A 22,267-nucleotide genomic window follows, 5' to 3' on the forward strand; every position below is an offset into this window, starting at 1 on the left:
CAAATGCTTTAGTCCAGCTACTTTCTTCGTAAAAGTAACCCTTATCAACCATATATGGAGCTATTCCACCATTATTATTGTGACCTGTTCTAAAGCAATTTATATATTTAAAAGCTCCTATAGTAGAACCATTAGAATGGTGAACCCATTTACCGCTTATGTCTTCTGGCTAATCACTTCCTCAACGGCTTTATATCCCTTATCAAAAACATTTTCTTAGTTCTCCTCTCTGCTGCTTTTGATGCTATCAACGCTAGTGAGAAGTGATTCTTCTTCCTGAAGGAAATCAATCCATGAAAAAAGTTCAAAGTCATCTGTCATTGCCATTTTGGAATTTCCTAATTTAATGGTGTACAAAGCATTTGAACATTCCTTTTATTGTTATAGGCTTCTTCAATGTCCATTATAAGAGGTTGAATTTCACTTTCTTCGATTAACTTTATCCTTCCCTTCCAGCTCGTCAATCTTATCAAGCATTCCTTGAACAAAGGCGTTTTCAGACACAGACCTTGTCAGCGTCATATCTACATAAACGTCAATGTTTACAAGCCTATCAGTCCCTACAATTTTCTCTTCGTTAATATCATATGTGAAATTTTCAAAAATATATGAATCTCCACATGTATCAACTAATTGATTTTGAGATTAATTGTTCTGTATCTTGTTTAGTAATATGGTTCTAAAGATATTTAATAGTGTTGCTCATTTTTTACTTATTTAAAAGTTCATATTCAAATTTTTCAAAAACACCATCAATCCATTCTTGGTCATCCCATAACTCTGGATTATCAAGTTTTTAACCTTATGGTGACCCGTTACAATGGTATCTACACCATCCTTGTTCCCAAAATATAAATCAACAATTTTTAATGACTTTTTTAAAGATTGAACTAGCATTTTGCAACTCATTCCAGATCCTTGGTTAGAAAAATATAAGTTTAAGTAGCAAAGATTTTCATTGAGAATCCTGAACTCTAATTCATTAAATTCATTTTCCAAACCGAAAATCACACCAATTCCATCCTTTAACTCCTTCTTTTGCTCCAATTCTAACATCTTATTTACAAATTTAAGTAGGTTTTCATTTGAGATATAATTTTCAAATGATACTCTTTCTTGTTCTGCAACAGCTCCAAGTATAAAGATTTACAAAAGCTTTCCCAAAGTTCGCAATGGTTTCGTAATCATAATCACTAATTTGATCTTCTTTGATCGAAAATTTTTGATTAGCCAAATCACTTAATATTTCTGCTACTGAGTTCTTTGGCGGTTCAAAAGAAGCTTCTCTATTTGGTATCGATTCTATCGAATTTTCTTTTATTTGAGTTTTATTTGGGTTATTCACTTTTTAAGAACAACCCACAAAAGCCAAAAGTACTAATACTACTATTCCTAATGTTAATTTATCTACGGCAGTTATAAACTTTTTATTGAACATAGCTTAAACCTACCCCTTCTATAATAATTCTTTAATATATATCTTTTGGATTTTATTTCATAATTGGATACTTCCCTTCTACCGAAGTCTTCACTGTTTCTGTCACTCCATTTCTTGTAACTTTTGCAGTTACACTAAGCCGATAAGTATATCCCTTTGCAACAGCATCCGTTTCATAAAATGATAGTGAATCTCCTTTTGAACTTTTTTTCCAAGAGTTTTCAGGTGACCATCCCGACAATCCCTTACGCTCCAACTTAAATGTTGCAGATATGCTTGAAGTACCAGAAATCCCATTAATTATACCTACACATTCTGCTTTACCATCTGCAAAATACAGATCAAGCTTTACATCATTAGTGTTTTCCCACTGTGGAATAATGGGTGTTTCTACATCAACATATTGAACTACATTTGGCGACATTTCTGCAAATACTAGAGTGCTTTGGCTTAGAAATAGCATTCCTATTAAAATAAAAGTCGCAACCCTTTTAATTTTCATTGGTACCACATTCTTTCATTTTATAGAGCCTTTTCTGCGAATCTTTTGTTTATTCTTCTAATATAGATTCTGCTATTTTTTTCAATTCATCTATAGGCAGTTTACCCCACAAATCAAAAGTATGACCATTCGTATTCCATATGACACCATTATCAAACTGATCATTGACGGAACTTATAGAGAACGCCTAATTCTCTAATATTATACATCTATCTATTTCGTGGTTTTCATTATCAACAGATATATTGGTAATACTCTCTTCTGGGCGATAAGAAAATCTAATTTTGTCACCTTGATTATTTATAAACTCTATATTTGTGATATTACCAAGCATTTGAAAATTTTTCAGTACATATCCTTTAGGCAAGTAATTCAAAGTCCAATCTTTCTTCTTATCAATTACTTTGCCATCTTTAAATGTAAATGAAGTAAATTTTTCATACCATTCAACAAGAACCTTTCCTACCGTTGCCCGGACTTCAGTATTAAAAAGCAATGTGCTGAACAGTAACCCTAATACGATAATAAGAATTGATGCTATCTTTCTACTGTAAAACATGATAGCCTTGGCAAAATCTTTTCTACGATTTTTTGCAAAAAGTTTTTTCATCCGAACTTCAAATTCCAGAGAAAATGAATATATCTTGGCGAGTTGTTCATTCGGCGGAATAGAATCAATCTCCTCATTAAAATCATCAACGACTGCCTGACGGAATAATGCTTCAAAAACCATGTCATTTACTTTACGTTTATTCATTTTTCTTCATATTTTTCTCCCTTCTCCATAAGCTTGCGAACCTTTTCCTTCGCTCTCATAACTCGTGTATCAACATGTTTTGGTATCATGCCAAGTTCTTCACCAATTTCTTTATATGACATGCTTTGAACATACTTCATAATCAATACTTGCCTACTTATTTCATCTATTGAATTCATATACTTACGAATAAGTTCATATTCAGATAAGAATAGAATCTGCTCATCAACAGGCACCTCATCTGATTCAAGAAATATTTCTAATTCTTCTATTGATTTATTAGCAAAAGGTTTTTGCTTTCTTAATATATCAATACATTTATTCCTCACTATAATAACGGCTGAGCGACGAAAATCCATACAATGTAATTTTCATGGCATATCGCAGAAGAACATATTTATGCTCCTTATATAAATCTGTCATCTTTTTTCTTTCCTGTTCATTATCAAGCATGGATAAATATAAAGTTAGCAAGTTACTCACCCCTCTCTCCAAGGATCTGTTGGCTTCATTGTATCTTTATGTATTACTCACACTCTACTAAAACAAATTACACCTTTTATACGACTTTCTTTACAAAATTTCAAACCATACGCACTAACATTGCAACTTTTCTGCTGCTTGTGTTGTTGACATATAGTCCATCATGTTCCTCATCTCTAACTTTTTACCATAAGATAATTGTATACAGTTAGATAAATACTTTCAACATATATTTGTTAAACTTTTAGCTAGAGTTGAGAATTGTGTAACTTCACTCTTCACTTCTTTTACGCTCCCCGCAATTTTATAAATCAAGTATTACTAAAAATTAGTCCTAGAAAAAATAAATCAATATTATCATGTAGTTCTTTCCAACGCAAAAAGGTTCTGGAAAAACCATAACCTTTGATTAATATGCTTCTATCAGATAAATGCTATCGTGTTAAAATATCATTTAACATGAAAATCTACAGATAAATCATACGTCTCTTATTCTGTATATATTGTTTTAACAATACGATATTCTCCTCCCTGGTAAAATTGAATCCCCTCTAAACTGCAAACAAAACTTTTTTTGTTACCATGATCAATGTCATAGAGTATATCTTCATATGATACTGAAAGAGGTACATCTTCCCATACATTTTTATTAAAATGTTGTACTTTATAATTATAACCAACCGTTATCGTATCACCACTATTATTGATAATATCAACTGTAATATCTTTCATTTCCATTGTAATAACATTTTCATAGTTATTAATCACCATCGTTACATCATCAACAGAAATATTTTGTTCACTATCAACCTGTTTCATACTATTACTTTTTTCATTATTTATTTCTTGCAAAATTTCACTCCCTGAATCATTCCTTTGTTGGCAACCACTACAGTAAATCACACATACAATAAATAAGACAATTATTCTTTTCACAGATGTTTGCCTCCATCTTAAGAAATGTAACCTTTTAATATCTAGTAGTACTTAATGCTGAATTGATTTCATTTGCTTTAATAAAGTGAGCATAGCCATCATGCCTTCCCTTGTGTATACCCAAAGTTAATCTTGCACCAGTTGAACTAATATATGAATATACAACTCCACCACTATCACCACTAGAAGCAAAGTGAGCTGCTGTTACAATTCCTACTACATTGTTTCTTTTCACACAATACCCAATTGATGCACTTGAACCGCTTTTACTTATTTTGGCTCCTGGTTTAAGACTTACGTCTTCAATATCTTCCCCTTTTGATTGAGCAAAGCTAATCATCTAGTCATCCGTTACTTTTCGCTTAAACTCCGCTATATTCTCATCTGTCAACTCATCAAATTCGACAATGATCCGATTTGATGAATCCGAAAGCTTGAAATAATTAAATTTATTTGCAAAGTCATCTTCGCCATTTAGTTTAAATTCATTGATACGATTCATAGTATTAGTTAACTCAACATATGAGTATTGACATGGCTTAATGATAATATCTGAATCAATCTCATATATTTGTTTTTCCAAATTTTCCGAAACAGATTTTAAATACACAACTAAATTCCAATCATCATCTGTATAGGCTCCTCCATATTCTTCGGAAAGAAAATTATTCTTTCTTGCATTTGTATTAACAATTTTCTCCTACAATTTTGTGTAGTTTTCTAATGCTTTGCTCTGTTTCACCAAATATGTCTCATCGTATTTCTGCAAATTTTCTTTTTCTTCCACCGATAAACCACTTAATATCTCATCTGGAGTATTATCTGCATATGCTGTTATAGCAAGTCCCATAAGTAACGTAAAGCCTAATAAAAGAGCAACTAATGATTTCCATTTTAAATTGTTCATAAAGTTTCCTCCTTTTCTATCATTCCCATAAACATAAAATACAAAAGTTATCTTTTTATTCCCATAGCTAAATCAAATGAACAGAAACAAACAATGCCCTCACAAAGAATGATATCTATGTTCCGAAAAAATTAAAAATTCAAAGAAAGGGATTTTAAAATAATTTTCTCACTCTTGTAAAAAATATTTCCTGAATAACAGAATCTACTTACAGTACATTAATATTTAAATATCTCGTTAATTATATTGCTTTTTCTTTCCATAACTTAATCTACTTGGATGACATTGAATTCCTAATCTACACAAATAACCTTTCTTTTTACTATCATCATATTTATCAGTGATATAATCCATCAATATATTATCCATTGGTATCACATCCTTTCATTTTATAGAGCTTTTTCTTCTCTTACCTAAATAACGTTTGAAAGAATGTTTTCCCTACAAGATTTTTAAAAGTTCTTTAAATCTTTTTTAAAATTCACCAATTTCTTTACTTATTAATTGCAAATATTAACATATTATTTTTACTATTTTTGAGGAACTTTGAATTTTCTTTTGTAGAATTAAATGTGAATGTAAGAATGATTCTTCCTTATAATCGGTTTAATCTTGTTTACACTTCCTTCATTTATACATATTGTGCTTTCAAAAAAGAAACCTATTATGGATTTAAATTACATGTTCTCACTACAATTGATGATTATGTTACAGATTTTGTCCTTACTCCAGCCAATATTGATAATAGAGAAGCTGTATGGGAGTTGGTTGAAGCCTATGACCATATAACTATTCTAGATGATAAGGGATATGCCAATAAGTATTTATCTCCAGATTTAGAGACTAAAAAAGAACTTCAGCTGCTATTTATAAAAAGCGATAATGTTAAAAACCCTCATCCAAAAGGGCTTCGTCAACATATTTTCAAACTCAGAATAGGAGTTGAAACCACTTTTTCACAATTATCTGGGCAACTAAATATCAATAAGATTCAACTAAATCTTTATTGGATCTTGTTACAAGATTTATAACAAAGATTTTAACCCATAATCTTTGTTATAGTATCAATCATATGCTGGGGAATGACATAGATCTAGGACACATTAAACAACTCATGTTCGGATAATATTTCTAAGTTATTTTCTTAAGAGATATCTTTTTTCAAAAACTAATTGGCAAATTTATCTAATCTCAAATTTACTAGCAAAACAAGTTAATAAAAATAAAAATTATAAATAAAATAAAAAGTATACCCATTTTAAATACCCTCTTCATATTTAACATATGTTTAGCTGCCAAGAATTATCATTGCTACGTTTAATATAAAAAATATGACTTAATCTTTAGCAAGTTCTTCAAGTTCAAATTTTAATTCCTCAGGAAGTTTTACTTTAATATATTCAAGTTTACCAGTTGGTTCAAGCCCTGTTTCAGATTTAGACATTATCCCTTTAGGAATTATCATATTACCATCTTCTAATAAAATAAGTGTCCTAAGATAAGCATTCTCTAAAGAAACGACTGATTCTGTTTTTGAGTCTTCAATTAAATCAATCCTAACAATAACATCTTCTTCAAATGAGTCAACATATACACCCTCAAGTTCTCTAAGCTGATTGAATATATCTTCGATAGTAATTTTATTTTCGATTTTTCTCCCTGAATTTATAGTATCCAATAATTTATTTTGAATTTCTTCAGCCTTTTTCATATCTTCTTCAGACATTTTTGTAGAGTCATCATACTTTTCATTGCATGATTTGATAAAATCCTTTGTTTTATCTTCTATTTTATTTAATGCCATGAGTTGATTGTTACTGTGTATTATTATTTCGTCTGGTGTAATTAAAAATTCTAAACTTACATTGTTTGATGTGCACGATACCAAAATTAACCCAAAACATAAAATTAGACACATAGTTAATAAAAACTTTTTTATCTTCATATAATTCACCCCTAACTAAGATTCCGATATCACATTTTACTACTAATTGTTCATCTATAATATATAATTCCCCTATCAATATATCAATCAAATCTAACTATTTCCTCCCCAAATATCCCCGATCATCCAATGTCATCTGTCAAACGCCCTATTATTCCTTGTCTAAACCACAATGCGTCATCAGAATTGCTGCTTCAACGTGGGTTGAGGGTACAATAGTGATGTCAACAAGACTTATTGGTTCCTTGGTGTAAGGGTATTTATCGAATTATACAGTGTATTCAAATTATTCTACAAGTAGTTATTTTTTCAACCTGCGTTGTTAGAACTCAATATGATTTCCTTCGCTATCTTCTAATTCTGACACATATCTTTCCGATTTTAGTAATAAGAAAAACAATTTTAAGTCCTTCCAATTTTCTATTAAATTTATCGATATTTTATATCGAAATACTTGGTAAGCAATTGCTTCCAATGGCTTGCTAATCACCTTGAGTAATTGTTTTATTTTTATCTACTGCTACGGGTTTTGAATTCTTAACCTATGTTAGTACTAAACAGACCATATTCGCTATTAATTTCAGCAAGTGTTTTACCAGAATTATAAAGTTCTGCAATTATGTTTTTATATTCTTCTGTACATCTTTTTGTCTTTATAGACGCTTCCTTCCTTTTTTATATTTTGTAACATTCGGAAAATCATGTCTACAATATTATACTAATACTACTTGCAACGTTTTCAAACATGGGGCTAACCCACAATTTGAAAAATAAATTCGCATGGCTTTTCACCTTTGCTGTTTATCGGCGAAGAAATTACTTCTTTTGTTTTCAGTTCAACACCAAGCTGTAACTGTAAGTGGCGACGGCCTGACCCGGCGCAACAGTAACAATACGAAAGCGGCATGACGCAATCGCCAGCGTTGTTGTTTTCCAAAGCAAGCTCTGAAACCTTTACGCCTGTTATAACGGTGGCAGAGCAGACGCATTTATATTTCCCATTGTTATCAAAAGACCATTTTACTGATAATGTGTTGTCAGCGTTGAGGATGATTTTTTCGGAGTCGGAAGATATGCTGTTGACATGAGCTATCCTTTCACTCAATGTTTTACCCACGATTTCCTTGCCGATTTTTTCACATCGTTTTAAAAATTCCTTACCGCCGGTACACGCGTTCGAATCCAAAATCTGATGCAGGGTATCTGAGTCAAGTGTATTTTCCATCCGCTCAATCACATTGACGAGGTTGCTGTTGCCTATTATCTCTTTAGTGGTTTTGTCATCAACATTATTTTTCGCTAATCCTTTTTTTATTCCATAAACTCTTGCCATTTTATTTCCCTCCGTTTTTAATTTACTTTATCATAGTTAATAAGAGAATAGCACGTCAAGTTAAAAATATTTTTTACGAATATTTTACCCTGTCACTAAACGGTAAGCAATTCAAATATCCGTACACACTTGAATTGCTTGCTGGGGTCGCGCCCCAAGCCCCCCACTTCGGATCAACTTGACCCGCGAAATTTGATGTGTCGCTTCGCTCAAGGTGACAATGGGGGTGGTTTGGGAATTGTACATTGTAAACTGATGTTGACAACAGCATGTCATATTTGATAATATAAATAATCTTCATTTTCAACTTCTGATTTTATAATTTGTTACTATTACAATTTAACATATATAATAGCTAAATCAATATAAAATAATTTAATACATATTTCATTTGCTCTTTTCTTTTTCTCTTAATATGCTCATGTTTTAAATATTTACTTTCTGCATAGCTTATTTAACTTCCCATAAAATATTCTTAGGAAAATCAATCATCATGATTAAAATAATCCACATATAACTTTACCGCATATTTGCATAGCAATAGTTAAATTATAATTATTAGTTTTCTAATATTATTACTTATCCCTAATAAGCAAAAAGAACAAAATAGCATCATCTATTCTGTCCTCTTCCTTTATGTTGAAAAATATTTTATTGTGTAATTATATATTTGATTAATCGTATTATATTACATATTACCCAACTAAGCAATTCTCCAACTATATTCAATTTTTATTATCCACTATTCTTTCACTAATAAAGTCACACACTCAACATGCCTTGAGGTGACAATAATGATGCCATAGATTGATATTAACCCCTTGGCGGTAGAATATGCTTTTTAATCAAAACATCTATATTACTTCAAAAATAAACTCACAAGGTTTTAAAGCATTTGTATTAATTAAAAAAGATTTGATTTCTCTCAATTTCAACTTAACCTGCAAGGCGTTTTGATAATGATATAAAAGTGCCCAGCACAACATCCGCAATATGTAGAAGTGACTGAAACAGGCTTTTTCAACTTCTTAATTGACGGTCAGGCACAATTGTATACACCATCTTGAAACTAAAAAATGCCCGTTGTAATAGTACCGTCTTCATTAAGTTTCGGGTTTCCCATATATTAAATTGAGGAAAGTAGTTCGATTTTTTCATCAAGTGGTCTGCCTATATTTTGCTTGCCGAATTTTTTACATTTCTTGTTCCTTTGTTCACCTTTACAGCAGCCTTGTTTTCCATTACTGATAAGCATTGTTCAGGCGAGAGCATGTAATCCATTTGATTGATTACCGTAAGGTTTTATGCAATGACTGGAGCCTAATATCCACAAATAAAAAAGTATTAATTTATTTTTTCTTCATAGAATTTAATTAACTTACCATCAAACCACATATTTAAACTAACATCATATCCTATTATATTTTTACATGTTATCAACATTATAGGTTCTGGACAAGCAAACCTTGCATCATTTGATATTTCCAACAATTGTTTTTTATCTTGATAACTTGGATTAGCCGAATTATTAGGATGAAAATGCCACTCTCCTAAATAATACTCGTTTACCTTCCACTTATTGCTCAGCAATTTCTTAAGTCCCTTAATCCCTCGAATAAACCATGTTGAACCTAATTTTGAATCATCTGGTGGAAAAGTAAAATCTGTTATTATAACTTTTTTCAAATCCACAGAGTAATATCCAATAATAATTCCGCCTGTTTCATGATTTTTAACTTCATCACATATTCGAAATACCTTATTCATTACATTCATTGAAACATCTATAATAATATTATTTCTATTATTTTTATATCGCATTTGATTCCTCGTATCCTATAAAGTATCCATCTTTATTATATTTTTTCTTATATATAAATCCTCTAGTCTTATTATCATTATTTGTAATATAATTATTAATTATCGAAGTTGCTGTTGCAGAAGCAAGCATTACATCAGATGTAAAAGCTGGAAAAGCGGGACTCCAACATCCAATTCCATCCTGTGGCAATTCTTGAAAATCCATATTATTTCTGTCCTTATTTATTTCTTCAAAAAAGAAATTTTTATAATCTCTGTAAATTAAATTCTGCATATCGCAACAATATAAATATAAATTATCTGCCTTAAACCCAAATGAAACTGAAAAAATAATACCTTTGCAATTCTGTTTATGTTCTGAGATATTGAATATAACCTCATCATTAGCTGAGCAATCGATAATAACATTATATTGATTTAATATAGTAATATTATTAACATCCAGTTTTGATTTGATACTCTTAATTCTAGCATGAGGGTTTATATTATTTAACATCTTTGCTAATGCTTCTGATTTTATGCTATCAACATCCTTAAAGTGAAGAATATGCCTACTGTTATTTCCTATCTTATAAAAATCATCATCCAAGATAGTTATATCCTCAACACCATTTCTTACTAATTGCTCACATAAATATGCAGATAATGTTCCAGCACCAATAATTAAATATTTACTTTGCCTTACTTTTGTATCATACCTTCCCCTAAGTAAGGAAGAGTAAGCACTCCAGTTTTCATCTCTAGTCCATTCCAACCTGTTCTCATCTCTATATATTGTTCTTTTATCATTTTCAAACCAACCCAATTCATTTTTTCTAAAACCATTGGCATATCCTTCACCAAATGAAAGAGTTGGTAAAAAAATTGATTTCCATTGATAGATATATCTATCTTGTCCTACTTTCTCTTGGAAAGGAAACCCGATTAATAAAAAATGTCTTTTTTTATCTCTGATATTAGGTGATAATTTTCGTATCATTTTAATTAAATCCATTCCTTGTTCCTTTAAAGCTTTCTTAAGTTCATACCAAGTATTTGGTGCCTGCCAGCCATTGATTACTGGTAGTGATTTCATTCTAATCCAGATAGCTTTAATAGGTTCTTGACTAGCTATTTCTTCTTCAATTGATTTTCCCCATTTATAAGTATTTGCTACATTACCGTCTCTGGACATATACTCTTTAATTATAAGTATATCATCTTTTAATATATACATGTTAGCATATCCGCTATTATACTCACAATCATTCCAAATCATTTCAGATACAATATCTTCTGAAGATATTACTTTATAAAAGTTATTAGTCTTAAAATCAGGTAGCTCTAGCCATTGGTTGTTCCCTATTAGTGTGCCTGTAGATGCTTTATTTATCCAGTTAACAGCTCTAGTTAAATGCCAAAGTATTCTCGCATAAGAATCTTTGGGTTCATCATTTGAAAAAATTCCTTCTGCTACTCCCTGAACTTCTAGGCATAATTTTCCTTCACGCCATATATTGTTTTTAGAAGTCAATCCATTGTTGGATTGGTGAAAGTAAGTATTAGTAATTCCATGATTTACTGAAGGGTATATTCCTATCTTACCATTAGGATAATTGCCTTCAGCCGTTAAACACCAATTCGTAATAGCTGGAAAATCTCCTTTATTCTTATTTAATAATGAAAATTTGAAATACCATACATTAAAATTCTCATCCCATTTCCAATCTTGAATCAATGAACACTCCTTAAGTTCATCAACCGCTCTTCTCCCTATAAGTAAATCTTCTGTAATTTTCATTAAGCAAATCTTCCCCCAACCAGACTATTACTTTGAGTTTCTCTTTTTGTAAGATTATTTTTATTGTTTTCTTCAGGTCCCTCTGGAAATTTATTTCCCAAAAGCTCTCGCCAATACTTTGCTGCATCAGTAGTAGATTCAGCATCATAAGCTTTACGAGCTATTTTAGCAGCATCTTTAACAGTGTCATAGAAGTCATTATACTCCTCATTAGTTAACCGTGCAAATACATCATGTTCCGGTACTCCCCTATCTTCTAAAAAAGGTTTAACTGGATAATTTTCAACTATATATTCTAGTGTTTCAGTTATTCCTTGTGCTACAGATTCAATCGCATTTGGACAACAATCACCTATAAAATGCTCTAAAGGATAGCTTTTGGGATGTTTAACATCAGGATATTTTTCCTTTCTCCACCATTTTAAAGATTTAACCACATTTATATAGTGTCCATTACACTCTTTATTTTTTTCAATAGTCCATCGTATTTGTTCTATTGGATGAGTTTTATCCCATACCTCTGCATTTCTGTCTGGGATATAAAGAGGTTCATCTTTCCATTTAGAATTGTTGCTCATATTCATAAAATTTGCTATACTTTCTTCCATCTTATAAAAAATAGAATCTTCACCAATAATACTTTCAATATCTTCATTAGACCTTACAAAAAAATTTTCTATTGATTTTTCTTCAACTTCTGAAGGTGCGGAAGTTGGAACAATATCTAAATCTACATGGCTCATTTCAATACCCCATGACCTTCCTTGTTTCTTGAATTTTCCACTGTAATATTTTTCAAGAAAAGAACGGAACTTTTCTAATGCCTCATCTGGTTCCACTTTATCTTTATCCAAGTTAGTTACTATAATAATATCAACATCTGAACGGCTGCCATTTTTGGGTCTCACCGCTGTTGATCTCTTATAACTTCCTTGTAAAAAAGTATCTATTACAATATTTTTTAAGTCATCATAACCATTTAACCTTTTTCTTAATGTCTCATGTGCACTCTTAAGCTCACTTACTTGATTATCAGTCAGCCTAATTTCCCTTAAAAAATCCCTAAAATAAGTTTTCATATGATTAGCCATTTCAATTCCCTCCTAATTGTATTTATAAAATAGTTATTATGTGTATTTACACAACCTCTAAACTTTACAATTAAATACTAATTAATTATCATACTTATTTGGAAATGATATTCCAGGATTGTAAGTTCCAGTATGGTTCTGTTCAAAATCATATTCATAAATAATCGTTGATCCTATTCCTCTTGATAGAGTTCCTAAATAATATACAAATCCAACTGGAGCACTTATGAATACATGTAATACCGCTAATCTTTCTTTTCGTTCTCTATTATTTAAAATATTTATAATTTCATCTGCTAGTTGTTTTGCATGATTTCCGTTTAAGATCGTATTGTTAGATTGTTTAGGTAATTTGCAATTTATTATTTTTTTTACTTTTATATCCTCATCTTGTAAATATTCTTTTACATCCTCATATATATCACGTGTAATATTAATTATTAATGCACAATCAAAAATGTCTTCTCCATATTCATTTTCTTTCCAGTTAGTAATTAAAGATTCATATGTGGTTAAATCTTGGCTTATATTCCATTTTTGTTCACCAGAAAAAGCTGTACTTTGAACAGGATAAGATTCAATTCCACTTTTACTGTCGAATAATCTTCCTATAGCAAACGTAATAGATGTATGTGCATTTATGTGTAACTCATATTTATAGTCTGGGTTACTTATATTCATAATTTCTTCTGATAACTTGCTATAAATATCTTTATTCCAATGTAATCCATTTTTTAAATATCTTTCTTCAAACATATTTATAAAGCAAATTGAAGAGTCCGCTTCATTATGTGTCTTTAAGGTTCCTCGTTTAAAGCTTCTTATTGAGACTTTTTTAATTTTCCTCATTTCATAATCTCTTAATTCTAATATCCAATTTTCTAATTTTTTATCAAAGCTTTCTCTAGATATTTTTTCACCCGTTGAAGAGAGTATCATTTTTTCTGTTGCAATAGCATTTGTTACTAATACTAATTGTTCCTGACTTAATTGGATACTTTTCTGACTTAAATAATAGTTCAGTTTATCTCTAGTAATTCCCATTAAATGGTCTAAGCTTATTGACAGTATTTCTATTGAAATCTTTGTATTACTATATTTTTCTACATCAAAACTTTCTAATATTTTCTGACTACTATCATCTAATTTATTAGTATAATATTTTTCAAGGGCATTTGATAAACCCGAAACACCTTCACTTACTGATCCAATTAAACAAATCTGGCATTCTTTAGATGATAATTCTGTGTTTTTGGTATCTTCATAGATATCATCTATCCATTCCTTAACCTTTGTTAAGCCAAAAGCATTTATAGAAGATTTAACTTGAATTGCTTTATTCAACATATCTCCATTAAATAGTCCTATATCCACTTTGTCTTCATTAGTTTCAAGCTCTACAGAAATTTCAGTCCAACTATCTTCTTTTAAGGCTTCTAATACAGCCACTAATGCTTGATAAAATATCCCTCTTGAGGTTTCTTTTCCTCCCATATAAATTAATCACCCCTTTTTCACTCAATCCACCAATTTCTTAATCATAGTCCTCATTTGTTTTTCAAAAGATACATTCAACCCATCTTCTTCCATTGCTTTGAAAAATCCCCTTGCTGATTCTATTCTCATATTTTCATCATCCTTAAGGCTACTTTTTCTATGAATATCCTTAGTTTCCACAATAAAATTAACTACATAATCTACATCTTTTTTCTTCAAAACATACATAAAATCTGGACTGTTTGTACCACCATAGTATAGGGGAACTTGAATACTTCTTCTTGGTATTTTCCTAAATACTATAACTTCATCTATGCTAGGTCTTGCAATAGTTTCTCTTTCCTTTGGTGAATAATATATAAAACTAACTATTTATTAAAAGTTTTTCAAAATTATTAATTGCTTTTCCCTCTCTCATAATTGGTTTTGTGGAAATTTGGAAGTCTAAAATAGACTTACTCTATCCATTTTGAATAATTTTTTGTGCATACAACATCCTTTACCCACTAACTTTTATCTTATCCATTAGTGAAATGTTACTGCTCCAAGGAATTTGTGCAATAACCTCTTGCACAATTTTATATTCCTGCCAACATTCTGCAAATTTCTCGCTGAAAATCCCTTCATTCCAAGAAAATCATCTTGTAAATCCTTGGACATACGATTAATTACTTTGGCACCCCAGCCTAATTTACTCTGACTTACTAATATTTTATCTCCAATCATCCAATATAATAAAATCATTTTCCTATTAACTGCTATAACAATATTCAAACGCTCCTTCTTTATACTTTGTTTTATATCTTTAATGAATTTTTCATAATTGTGATTCAATTCTCCTTTAGGCATTGCTACTAGAATAATATCCGTCTTTTTTACCCATACGTTTCCATTCCTCTTGTCCCATATTATTTTATTCCCTTTCCTATTATTTTATAAACTAAAATATAGCACCTATAAAATACATATGAAAATCAACTTACAACCATAATGCCCATAAAGGTATCTCACACCTGCTCTAATTCTCGTAACACCTTTATTTCTGGATTTTCTGTGATGAAATCCTCCATAAATTCTGGTAAATATTGTTCACATATATCTGCTCGTACAATTGCCTGCCCTCCATATATTAAGAAAACAGCAGCATCTAACTGACTATTAATAACCATTGGTTTTTCTATAACTTGCATACAAGCTTCTATTGCACCTTTTGGCTTTACTGGTCGTAATCTTCTAATTTCTAATTTATATTCATTGTCTGCCCATCCTATCCATTGGGTTTGTCCCCCAATATAATCATCTTTCAATTCAATCCAGTAATACTCTGCATCCTCTGTTATTTCATAATTATTCAAGCATTTCAAGTAGTGACTATATAATTCGTTGTAGCCATCTTCTCCCTTTAATTTGTGCTTGCGCTCTTCCATCTGTTCTTTATAGCCCCTCAGTCCAAGCAAGTAATCCGCAGAAACATCAAAAAATGTTGCCAGTTTAACTAAGGCATAAGTATCTGGTCTATATCCCCCCTCATACCTTTGTATCGATTTTACCGTGGTTCCTAACTGTTTTGCAAGCTTCTCTTGACTTAATCCAGCTGCCACTCTCAATTCTTTTATCTTTTTTGCAAATGACTCCATGTTCTACCTCCTTTATAATCTGATTATATCGTATGTGATAGGGGATTAGTAGAGACACTTTTGTCCTATAGTGAGGAATAATTCTAACTCAATTATGTTGTCTTTTCTTCATATTATTTAGCTATTTTTATGTTGCAACAGGATTATAGATTCCACATGCCTTGAGGTGACAATAAAGATGTCGTAGGTACCCAGTAAGCCCTTGGTGGAATAATCACTTTTATCCCATTTGTATATATTTTCCTCATTCTTTACTTCTTTTTTTAATTGCAAAACTCTATCAAAATCACTTTCGTATAATCTATCTTGAATAATTCTATACTTTTCAAATTCACTTTCTGCATGTGCCTTTGCAGGTTAGGCTGATATTTTACCCGAATCCCGCAAAACATCTCGATCCATTAATGTTAAAAATCCATTTAATTGTTTTTCCCAATCTCCCATAGTCATTGGTATATGTCGCATAGCCTGCAACTCAGCTATATCAAGGTAAGGAGAAACATGCTTTACACTACAATTAACCTGCCTTGTCCCCTTGGTTTGAACTATCTGGTAATTTCGGATAGTTGATTCTTCGATTAACTCGGCATCTGCATATATCTTCTGAATATGATCATTAATTGTCCTAACATCTACATCATAAGTGTTGATAACATTTTCTGTGTCAACCAAATGTTTTCATCTTCGTAGCGCATTTCAATACTATCAACCTGGTCTCCTATGAATGCAACGTATGTCAAGTATTCTGCAGCACCTGAACGAATACTTATATCATTTTTCTTTTTAGACATTATGGGATCTCCTTTCTATTTATCTATTTATATTTAAAACTATTGTACATATTAGTGTAATCAGAACGAATGTTTTTAATATAGTCATCTTCATTTTACTGCTTTAATTCATTAGGCACTATAAATAAAAATATATAATATTTACCATCCCTATCTATGAATATGTTTCCATAACAAAAATCCATTGATTGTATAGATGACATTCAATGGATTAAACTATTGATATTACTATGCTTTATCATTTCTCTAACTTCGTGTTAGCCTCGTTTTATTGTTATTGCATTTATTAATATGTTCTTGTTAGGTATCATTTCTCAAAAACCTTTTAGTTCTGCCAAAGCCCTGTGGGATCTAGCTAATTGTTTTAAAATATATTTTTTTCAAGATTAACATTTGATGGTAACTTAGATAATGTACTAGTCATTTTCCCACTTCTATTTTATTCAATAATATGTATTATATAGATAAGTCCTTCCTATTACAATATTACAATAGAACATGAGTAAAATTTGGGTTTTTTTACCTATGTTTTTATGATACGAGTAATTGTTACCTATGTTTTACTTATGTCATTTTAATATATGTATAGTATTTTAATTTTAGGGGCCATTTTTTAATTAATATTTTACTGTTTAGTTGAATATATTTCATATTCTACATTTTCAAATATTGCAAGGTTTACACGATTCAAAAGCAAAACATATTTATTCTGATATCATTATCCACATTGAATCATCTGGTATTTTTCGGAAATATCAAGGACTACGCCCACTGATTTGTGTCCTGCTATAGAATCTCTAACTATGATTTCTGGATCTCTAGCCAATATATATTATCAATATTTATTTTTCCAGATAAATTTTGAAAGATCCTTGAATATGCAATATTTATAGAATCCTTCCTCAACCTCCGACTAAATTATTCACAACTACAAAAAGAGACCAAGCCCATGCCCTCATCTCCTCCAAATTAACCCCACATATTCCAACAATCCAACCAATGCTCCAGCACTATCAATAACTATATCTCTAACTTACCCATCTTTTCCTGGGACAAATAACTGATGTGCTTCATCACTTATGTGCATATTGTAGACAGATTAACGTAGTAAAGCCAATAATTTTATACCCATTTACTCCGCAACTTCTTAGTTCCGCTGCCCAAAATACTCCCAAGACTAAATAGGAAAAGAAATGTGCGTATTTCGTGATAGTATGGTTAAAGCTCCTAATCTTAATCTCTACATCAGGATCTACCTTTTCAATAGTTTCAACTATCTTTTCAGTAACCCCTCTACTCAATTTGTTTAATCGGATGCAAGTTTATAGGATTAGAAAAATATCAATGTCAGTTACAAGAAAACCAACAACCAAGGAAGTATTCTTCTTTTCATTCAACGATTACCTTATATACCTACGACCAACTTCAAAATAACAAAACTAGTTAATCCACTTATTAAAAATACTCAATACTTCTTCATCCTTAATTTTTTCAAATAATATATCTAAAATTCCCATATGTATTTTACATGTAAAATCCATAGGTCCCTTTGAAAAAAGGCTACTATTTTCCGAATAAGAAATAATAGGGCATACTCCACAATAAGGTTGATACACACAATCGCTGCAATATGGAATTGCTTCAAGACACGAAGCAGAACATACTGCTTTACATGCAGGACAGTTTACTACATCGTTTATGGCTATATCAAAAATACTTCCCATATAAAAACTATTGTCACCCATTTCGGCCATCATTCTGCCTTCATCACATGTATATAACCCTCCGTCATAGAAATAGGCTACTTGCCCTATCCCCGCTCCACATGGTGAACGGAGTTCCATATAATTAATACCTCTTTGGTCAAGTATTTTGTTTAGTAAGATTAGGGTATATCCTTCCCTAATAAATTTACCGCTCTTATTTAAGTCTATAATATAATCTAAGATTTTTCCATAAAATTTAATAAATTCTTCAGCATCATAACCAACCCGATTCCATATCTTTTTGGCATTACCCAGCTTAGTCAGTGGTCTTATAAATACATCCGTTAAACCTAATATATCATATGTATCCACTATTTCCTTATATCTTGATAGACTATATCTAGTAGTAGTTTGAATGCCGCTAACGTTGATTTCTGATTTCTTTAAAAGACTTACTCCTTTTTCCATAGCTCTATATGAATTTCCATTACAAGATGGCCTATTAATATTATGTAGTTCCTCATCTCCATCTATTGAAGTAGATATATTAAAATTGTATTTATGAAAAAAATCAATCATATTCTGAGTTAAAAGCATCAAATTGGAAACTAAATTATACTCAATAATTTTATCCCCTTTAATTCTTTCTGTATACTCTACAATATATTTAATAATATCAAAATTAATTAAAGGTTCTCCACCTTGAAATTCAAAGGTCAGAAAATCTTCTCTCGATTCTAAAGCTATTTCTACGGATCGTTTAGCAACATTTTCTTTCATACTATCTTTTCTTATACTTGATCCACTCGCTTGACAATAAATACAACTTTGATTACAACTAGGAGTTACAACAAAAATATGTAGATTTGCACCATGAAACAAATAATCTTTGTAATTTCTAACATGATGATAAGTATCATTAATGAAAATTTCTTTATTCCCATTAGTTATAAACTTCTTATCAATTAACTCAGAAAATTTATCTGAATCTAATTTTGTTGAATCAAGCAATAAGTTCCTAAATTGATCATTACTTAGAAAAGAATAATGACCCAAGTCATTGGTTATAAGCATATCATTGCCATGCTTTTTAAAATTGAAATAATTATACATATCGCATCCTCACTCAATAATATAAACTTTCGGTTTTATGACCGAATATGTAGAGTTAAAAAATCCCCCGCACTGTTCTTTGCCCTTGCATCCGTAACAATCATTGGAATATTTAACCTTTTCAATAGAAATACTTTTTTGACATAGACTCCATAAGTCCTCTTCAACATAACAAAGAGGAAAATTATATAGTTGAACCTGAATCCCAGCCTTTATCAATATTTTTACAGCTTCCTTTAAATATGCATTAATCTCGCTTAGATCAACCCACACACTGGATCTATTAACAAAGGAACTTCCCATTACCTCGAGAGACATAATATTAACTCTCTTAATGTCTTTAAATCTTTCAGAAATAAAGTTTGCAATTTCCTTAAGGATTTTATAGTTCATCTTCATTACAACCACTCTGATTTCTATTGATATATTTAAGCTAAGTAAATTGTCAATTCCTTTTACAGCCTGTACAAAGCTTCCCCTACTTTGGGTAATACTATCATGACCTTCTTCAGAGAAATGATATATAGGAATCCCCACCATAAGAAATCTCGGGATAGCTTCATAAAATTCCAAAGAATATTTTGAATCCGAAAAGCTCCTACCATTAGTAAGTAGTAAAAAATCTGTATTCTTAAATCTATCCCTACATTTTCTTAACACCCTTATCAAATCATACCTTATTAGGGTTGGTTCTCCCCCCGTTATACAAACAAATTCTAAATCCTCTGGATATTCATCTATCTGCTCCAAAATATCATCCACAGTCAAACCAATATTCTTTCGTCTCCTCGATTCAGAATCGGGACACATAATACAATTTGAATTGCATTTATTGGTAATATATAATACTTCCTCCTTGATGACCCTCAAATCATTCATTTACTAAATCCTCCCAATAATTAGATACAAAATCATACCTAAGAAAATAAATATAGAAAATGGCATCAGTCTAACTATTTTAATCATGGAGATACTTCTCCTTGTAGCACATTCTATTATCCGCTTTGTTTCCTCTTCATTTAGTCTGCTTCGAGTTGTCTCATCTGTAAATATGCTTAAACCAAATAAATTCAATACTAGACATGACTCAAAAGATAATACCATTCCCCTTTTAAGAGATTCCACTTTAATACCCTCATAGTTAAAAATATCTGTAAAAAACTTTATAACCATTACAAGAATTACAATAATAAAAGAGTTAACATATATGCCTGCTAGCAAATTGAATCCATCAGAAAAAAATACCCATATAAATAATAAAATGCCAGAAACTAGATAAATAATATATTTATGCTTACTATTTTCAATAAAAGAATATACACCACTTACCACAAAAAAAACTATAATATAAATAATGTAGTTAGGCAATCCTAAAGCTAAAAATAACTTAGTCATCATCATAAATGTGAAATTACCAAGGGTAACTCCAAAAATCCATTTTACTAAAAATAATCCTATCTTATTTTTAGTAATCACCATGATTTTAAACCTATTGCTAATAACCTCAATATTCCTAAGACTATGATAAATGCTGTCAAAAATAACATAAACATATGCCAAACCAAAAGTTAAAGAAAATAAATAAATCCCGTGGTACTTTACTAAAGAAAAAAAGTTAGTTGCATCATAAGGCAAAAGAAAAATAATAGTGCAAATCAACTTTGCATCCCCTGCAGCCCATATCCTATACTTATAGAGCAAAAGAGCTAAGAGGATACAAATGGCTAAATTGACTAAATAACCTGTCCTTAAAATTGAGTCATATCTTAAAAAGTTTAAAACTACAATTGGAAATGAAATAGCTATAATAAAAACTAAATTCTTATTATAAACTTTACCATATTTAATATCTGATATGGAGGAAACAAGACCAATAATCAGGGCCATAATAATTAAGTAGTATCTATAAAGGCTAGTCATTGAGATTTCCTTTACTATTGATTAATGCTATTAAATAATTGCAAAATTCATCCCTGATCAAAGATATCTCATCTTCCTGATAGTTTATTGTACAAATAACATAGTTTTCCATTACCCTTGGAGTAATAGAACAGATATCCCTATAATTATTTATAGCCTTTAAGATAACATCCATAGGAAATATCATCCTATTAAGGCTTATCTGATTATTCATTGCAATTCTCCTCATACCAATCTCTTGCTATATTTTCGACATCAAAACTCTGTTCATTTGTGTCAAAATCTGATTCGGAAATCTCTATGCAAGAATTATGTAAAGCCCTAGCCATAATTATCTCTCTTATTCCCTTAGTTTTATAATATACCATTTCTCTAATGGATTGGTTTAGAAGCTCATTGTAAAATTCCCCTATGTCATCTTCTGTGATTGTGTTATGCTTCTCTTTACTTTTCATTTCGATAAGGATTTTATTATCTTTAATATCAAGATATATATAAAATCCATCTATAAAAACATAGGAAGATTTCATACAAGTCTCAAGTGAATAAATACTCTTATCCACTACTATTCTAGCTATTTCATTCCTAATAATATAATTTCTTTCCATAG

The 22,267-nt window shown here is 30.6% G+C and carries 26 protein-coding genes and 1 pseudogene; 1 reads left to right on the forward strand and 26 read right to left on the reverse strand.

Going from position 1 to position 22,267, the window contains the following annotated elements:
* Positions 1-717 precede the first annotated feature (717 nt).
* The 9 genes and pseudogenes from RT714_RS01975 to RT714_RS02015 all read right to left on the reverse strand — a co-directional run bounded on the left by RT714_RS01975 (position 718) and on the right by RT714_RS02015 (position 5,392).
* Positions 718-1,047: a hypothetical protein gene (locus tag RT714_RS01975; protein WP_313755938.1), complete on the reverse strand. Its 330-nt coding sequence runs from the start codon at positions 1,045-1,047 to the stop codon at positions 718-720.
* A gap of 443 nt (positions 1,048-1,490) precedes the next feature.
* Positions 1,491-1,940, reverse strand: coding sequence for a hypothetical protein (locus RT714_RS01980; protein ID WP_313755939.1), 450 nt, complete (start codon positions 1,938-1,940; stop codon positions 1,491-1,493).
* A 49-nt stretch (positions 1,941-1,989) separates the two neighbouring features.
* Positions 1,990-2,697 (reverse strand): annotated as a pseudogene (locus RT714_RS01985) (DUF4367 domain-containing protein).
* Positions 2,694-3,056 (reverse strand): RNA polymerase sigma factor, encoded by a 363-nt coding sequence (locus RT714_RS01990; RefSeq protein WP_313755940.1) that lies wholly within the window; start codon positions 3,054-3,056, stop codon positions 2,694-2,696. Before RT714_RS01990 ends, RT714_RS01985 begins: the two are co-directional and overlap by 4 nt.
* A gap of 613 nt (positions 3,057-3,669) precedes the next feature.
* A complete protein-coding gene (locus tag RT714_RS01995; RefSeq protein WP_313755941.1) occupies positions 3,670-4,116 on the reverse strand; it encodes an immunoglobulin-like domain-containing protein in 447 nt (148 codons plus the stop codon).
* A 34-nt stretch (positions 4,117-4,150) separates the two neighbouring features.
* Positions 4,151-4,456 carry a hypothetical protein gene (locus tag RT714_RS02000; RefSeq protein WP_313755942.1) on the reverse strand — a complete coding sequence of 102 codons (306 nt, stop codon included), beginning with the start codon at positions 4,454-4,456 and terminating at the stop codon, positions 4,151-4,153.
* A complete protein-coding gene (locus RT714_RS02005) occupies positions 4,457-4,726 on the reverse strand; it encodes a hypothetical protein (RefSeq protein ID WP_313755943.1) in 270 nt (89 codons plus the stop codon).
* A 90-nt stretch (positions 4,727-4,816) separates the two neighbouring features.
* The gene (locus RT714_RS02010; RefSeq protein ID WP_313755944.1) at positions 4,817-5,023 is read right to left on the reverse strand and encodes a hypothetical protein; all 207 of its coding nucleotides are present in this window, start codon (positions 5,021-5,023) and stop codon (positions 4,817-4,819) included.
* A 237-nt stretch (positions 5,024-5,260) separates the two neighbouring features.
* Positions 5,261-5,392, reverse strand: a complete 132-nt coding sequence (locus RT714_RS02015) for a hypothetical protein (protein WP_313755945.1) — start codon at positions 5,390-5,392, stop codon at positions 5,261-5,263.
* Between the two features lie 167 nt (positions 5,393-5,559).
* On the opposite strand from RT714_RS02015, the gene RT714_RS02020 reads away from it, so the two are divergent.
* Positions 5,560-6,054, forward strand: a complete 495-nt coding sequence (locus tag RT714_RS02020) for a transposase (RefSeq protein WP_313755946.1) — start codon at positions 5,560-5,562, stop codon at positions 6,052-6,054.
* Positions 6,055-6,359: 305 nt separating this feature from the next.
* On the opposite strand, the gene RT714_RS02025 is transcribed toward RT714_RS02020, so the two are convergent.
* From RT714_RS02025 to hxsD, 17 genes are all read right to left on the reverse strand, one after another.
* Positions 6,360-6,968 (reverse strand): hypothetical protein, encoded by a 609-nt coding sequence (locus tag RT714_RS02025; protein ID WP_072977982.1) that lies wholly within the window; start codon positions 6,966-6,968, stop codon positions 6,360-6,362.
* Between the two features lie 751 nt (positions 6,969-7,719).
* The gene (locus tag RT714_RS02030; protein ID WP_313755947.1) at positions 7,720-8,301 is read right to left on the reverse strand and encodes a hypothetical protein; all 582 of its coding nucleotides are present in this window, start codon (positions 8,299-8,301) and stop codon (positions 7,720-7,722) included.
* A 1,344-nt stretch (positions 8,302-9,645) separates the two neighbouring features.
* Positions 9,646-10,122, reverse strand: a complete 477-nt coding sequence (locus tag RT714_RS02035; RefSeq protein ID WP_313755948.1) for a Mov34/MPN/PAD-1 family protein — start codon at positions 10,120-10,122, stop codon at positions 9,646-9,648.
* Complete coding sequence (locus RT714_RS02040; RefSeq protein ID WP_313755949.1) at positions 10,112-11,902, reverse strand: ThiF family adenylyltransferase; 1,791 nt, start codon at positions 11,900-11,902, stop codon at positions 10,112-10,114. The genes RT714_RS02035 and RT714_RS02040 overlap by 11 nt, the downstream gene beginning before the upstream one ends.
* On the reverse strand, positions 11,902-12,993 hold the full coding sequence (locus RT714_RS02045) for an SMODS domain-containing nucleotidyltransferase (protein WP_313755950.1): 1,092 nt from the start codon (positions 12,991-12,993) through the stop codon (positions 11,902-11,904). The genes RT714_RS02040 and RT714_RS02045 overlap by 1 nt, the downstream gene beginning before the upstream one ends.
* A gap of 81 nt (positions 12,994-13,074) precedes the next feature.
* Entirely contained in the window at positions 13,075-14,487 is a 1,413-nt protein-coding gene (locus RT714_RS02050) for an SAVED domain-containing protein (protein WP_313755951.1), read from the reverse strand.
* Between the two features lie 24 nt (positions 14,488-14,511).
* Positions 14,512-14,862 carry a hypothetical protein gene (locus tag RT714_RS02055; RefSeq protein WP_313756274.1) on the reverse strand — a complete coding sequence of 117 codons (351 nt, stop codon included), beginning with the start codon at positions 14,860-14,862 and terminating at the stop codon, positions 14,512-14,514.
* A 153-nt stretch (positions 14,863-15,015) separates the two neighbouring features.
* Positions 15,016-15,339 (reverse strand): DUF1016 N-terminal domain-containing protein, encoded by a 324-nt coding sequence (locus RT714_RS02060; RefSeq protein WP_313755952.1) that lies wholly within the window; start codon positions 15,337-15,339, stop codon positions 15,016-15,018.
* Between the two features lie 158 nt (positions 15,340-15,497).
* The gene (locus RT714_RS02065; RefSeq protein WP_313755953.1) at positions 15,498-16,127 is read right to left on the reverse strand and encodes a helix-turn-helix transcriptional regulator; all 630 of its coding nucleotides are present in this window, start codon (positions 16,125-16,127) and stop codon (positions 15,498-15,500) included.
* Positions 16,128-16,484: 357 nt separating this feature from the next.
* Positions 16,485-16,799 (reverse strand): RhuM family protein, encoded by a 315-nt coding sequence (rhuM, locus tag RT714_RS02070; RefSeq protein WP_313755954.1) that lies wholly within the window; start codon positions 16,797-16,799, stop codon positions 16,485-16,487.
* Positions 16,760-16,918, reverse strand: a complete 159-nt coding sequence (locus RT714_RS02075) for a hypothetical protein (protein ID WP_313755955.1) — start codon at positions 16,916-16,918, stop codon at positions 16,760-16,762. Before RT714_RS02075 ends, rhuM begins: the two co-directional genes overlap by 40 nt.
* A gap of 1,073 nt (positions 16,919-17,991) precedes the next feature.
* The gene (locus RT714_RS02080; protein ID WP_313755956.1) at positions 17,992-18,219 is read right to left on the reverse strand and encodes a VanZ family protein; all 228 of its coding nucleotides are present in this window, start codon (positions 18,217-18,219) and stop codon (positions 17,992-17,994) included.
* 138 nt (positions 18,220-18,357) lie between these two features.
* Positions 18,358-19,737 carry a His-Xaa-Ser system radical SAM maturase HxsB gene (gene hxsB, locus RT714_RS02085; protein WP_313755957.1) on the reverse strand — a complete coding sequence of 460 codons (1,380 nt, stop codon included), beginning with the start codon at positions 19,735-19,737 and terminating at the stop codon, positions 18,358-18,360.
* Positions 19,738-19,746: 9 nt separating this feature from the next.
* A complete protein-coding gene (hxsC, locus tag RT714_RS02090) occupies positions 19,747-20,616 on the reverse strand; it encodes a His-Xaa-Ser system radical SAM maturase HxsC (protein WP_313755958.1) in 870 nt (289 codons plus the stop codon).
* 3 nt (positions 20,617-20,619) lie between these two features.
* Positions 20,620-21,624 (reverse strand): hypothetical protein, encoded by a 1,005-nt coding sequence (locus tag RT714_RS02095; protein WP_313755959.1) that lies wholly within the window; start codon positions 21,622-21,624, stop codon positions 20,620-20,622.
* A gap of 25 nt (positions 21,625-21,649) precedes the next feature.
* The gene (locus RT714_RS02100) at positions 21,650-21,871 is read right to left on the reverse strand and encodes an HxsD-like protein (protein WP_313755960.1); all 222 of its coding nucleotides are present in this window, start codon (positions 21,869-21,871) and stop codon (positions 21,650-21,652) included.
* Positions 21,864-22,265 carry a His-Xaa-Ser system protein HxsD gene (gene hxsD / locus RT714_RS02105; RefSeq protein WP_313755961.1) on the reverse strand — a complete coding sequence of 134 codons (402 nt, stop codon included), beginning with the start codon at positions 22,263-22,265 and terminating at the stop codon, positions 21,864-21,866. Before hxsD ends, RT714_RS02100 begins: the two co-directional genes overlap by 8 nt.
* Positions 22,266-22,267 lie beyond the last annotated feature (2 nt).

Source organism: Tissierella sp. (assembly GCF_032104385.1).
GTDB lineage: Bacteria > Bacillota > Clostridia > Tissierellales > Tissierellaceae > Tissierella.

Excerpts from the sequence above, each read along its gene's own strand:
- RT714_RS02010 (WP_313755944.1), bottom strand. The coding sequence starts at position 5,023 with ATGAACAATTTAAAATGGAAATCATTAGTTGCTCTTTTATTAGGCTTT.
- RT714_RS02050 (WP_313755951.1), bottom strand. The coding sequence starts at position 14,487 with ATGGGAGGAAAAGAAACCTCAAGAGGGATATTTTATCAAGCATTAGTG.
- RT714_RS02040 (WP_313755949.1), bottom strand. The coding sequence starts at position 11,902 with ATGAAAATTACAGAAGATTTACTTATAGGGAGAAGAGCGGTTGATGAA.
- RT714_RS02095 (WP_313755959.1), bottom strand. The coding sequence starts at position 21,624 with ATGGCCCTGATTATTGGTCTTGTTTCCTCCATATCAGATATTAAATAT.
- RT714_RS02015 (WP_313755945.1), bottom strand. The coding sequence starts at position 5,392 with ATGGATAATATATTGATGGATTATATCACTGATAAATATGATGATAGT.
- RT714_RS02060 (WP_313755952.1), bottom strand. The coding sequence starts at position 15,339 with ATGCCTAAAGGAGAATTGAATCACAATTATGAAAAATTCATTAAAGAT.
- RT714_RS02030 (WP_313755947.1), bottom strand. The coding sequence starts at position 8,301 with ATGGCAAGAGTTTATGGAATAAAAAAAGGATTAGCGAAAAATAATGTT.
- RT714_RS02075 (WP_313755955.1), bottom strand. The coding sequence starts at position 16,918 with ATGTCTAAAAAGAAAAATGATATAAGTATTCGTTCAGGTGCTGCAGAA.
- hxsC (WP_313755958.1), bottom strand. The coding sequence starts at position 20,616 with ATGAATGATTTGAGGGTCATCAAGGAGGAAGTATTATATATTACCAAT.
- RT714_RS01980 (WP_313755939.1), bottom strand. The coding sequence starts at position 1,940 with ATGAAAATTAAAAGGGTTGCGACTTTTATTTTAATAGGAATGCTATTT.
- RT714_RS02025 (WP_072977982.1), bottom strand. The coding sequence starts at position 6,968 with ATGAAGATAAAAAAGTTTTTATTAACTATGTGTCTAATTTTATGTTTT.
- RT714_RS02100 (WP_313755960.1), bottom strand. The coding sequence starts at position 21,871 with ATGAATAATCAGATAAGCCTTAATAGGATGATATTTCCTATGGATGTT.
- RT714_RS02045 (WP_313755950.1), bottom strand. The coding sequence starts at position 12,993 with ATGGCTAATCATATGAAAACTTATTTTAGGGATTTTTTAAGGGAAATT.
- hxsB (WP_313755957.1), bottom strand. The coding sequence starts at position 19,737 with ATGTATAATTATTTCAATTTTAAAAAGCATGGCAATGATATGCTTATA.
- hxsD (WP_313755961.1), bottom strand. The coding sequence starts at position 22,265 with ATGGAAAGAAATTATATTATTAGGAATGAAATAGCTAGAATAGTAGTG.
- RT714_RS02065 (WP_313755953.1), bottom strand. The coding sequence starts at position 16,127 with ATGGAGTCATTTGCAAAAAAGATAAAAGAATTGAGAGTGGCAGCTGGA.
- RT714_RS02035 (WP_313755948.1), bottom strand. The coding sequence starts at position 10,122 with ATGCGATATAAAAATAATAGAAATAATATTATTATAGATGTTTCAATG.
- RT714_RS01990 (WP_313755940.1), bottom strand. The coding sequence starts at position 3,056 with ATGGATTTTCGTCGCTCAGCCGTTATTATAGTGAGGAATAAATGTATT.
- RT714_RS02000 (WP_313755942.1), bottom strand. The coding sequence starts at position 4,456 with ATGATTAGCTTTGCTCAATCAAAAGGGGAAGATATTGAAGACGTAAGT.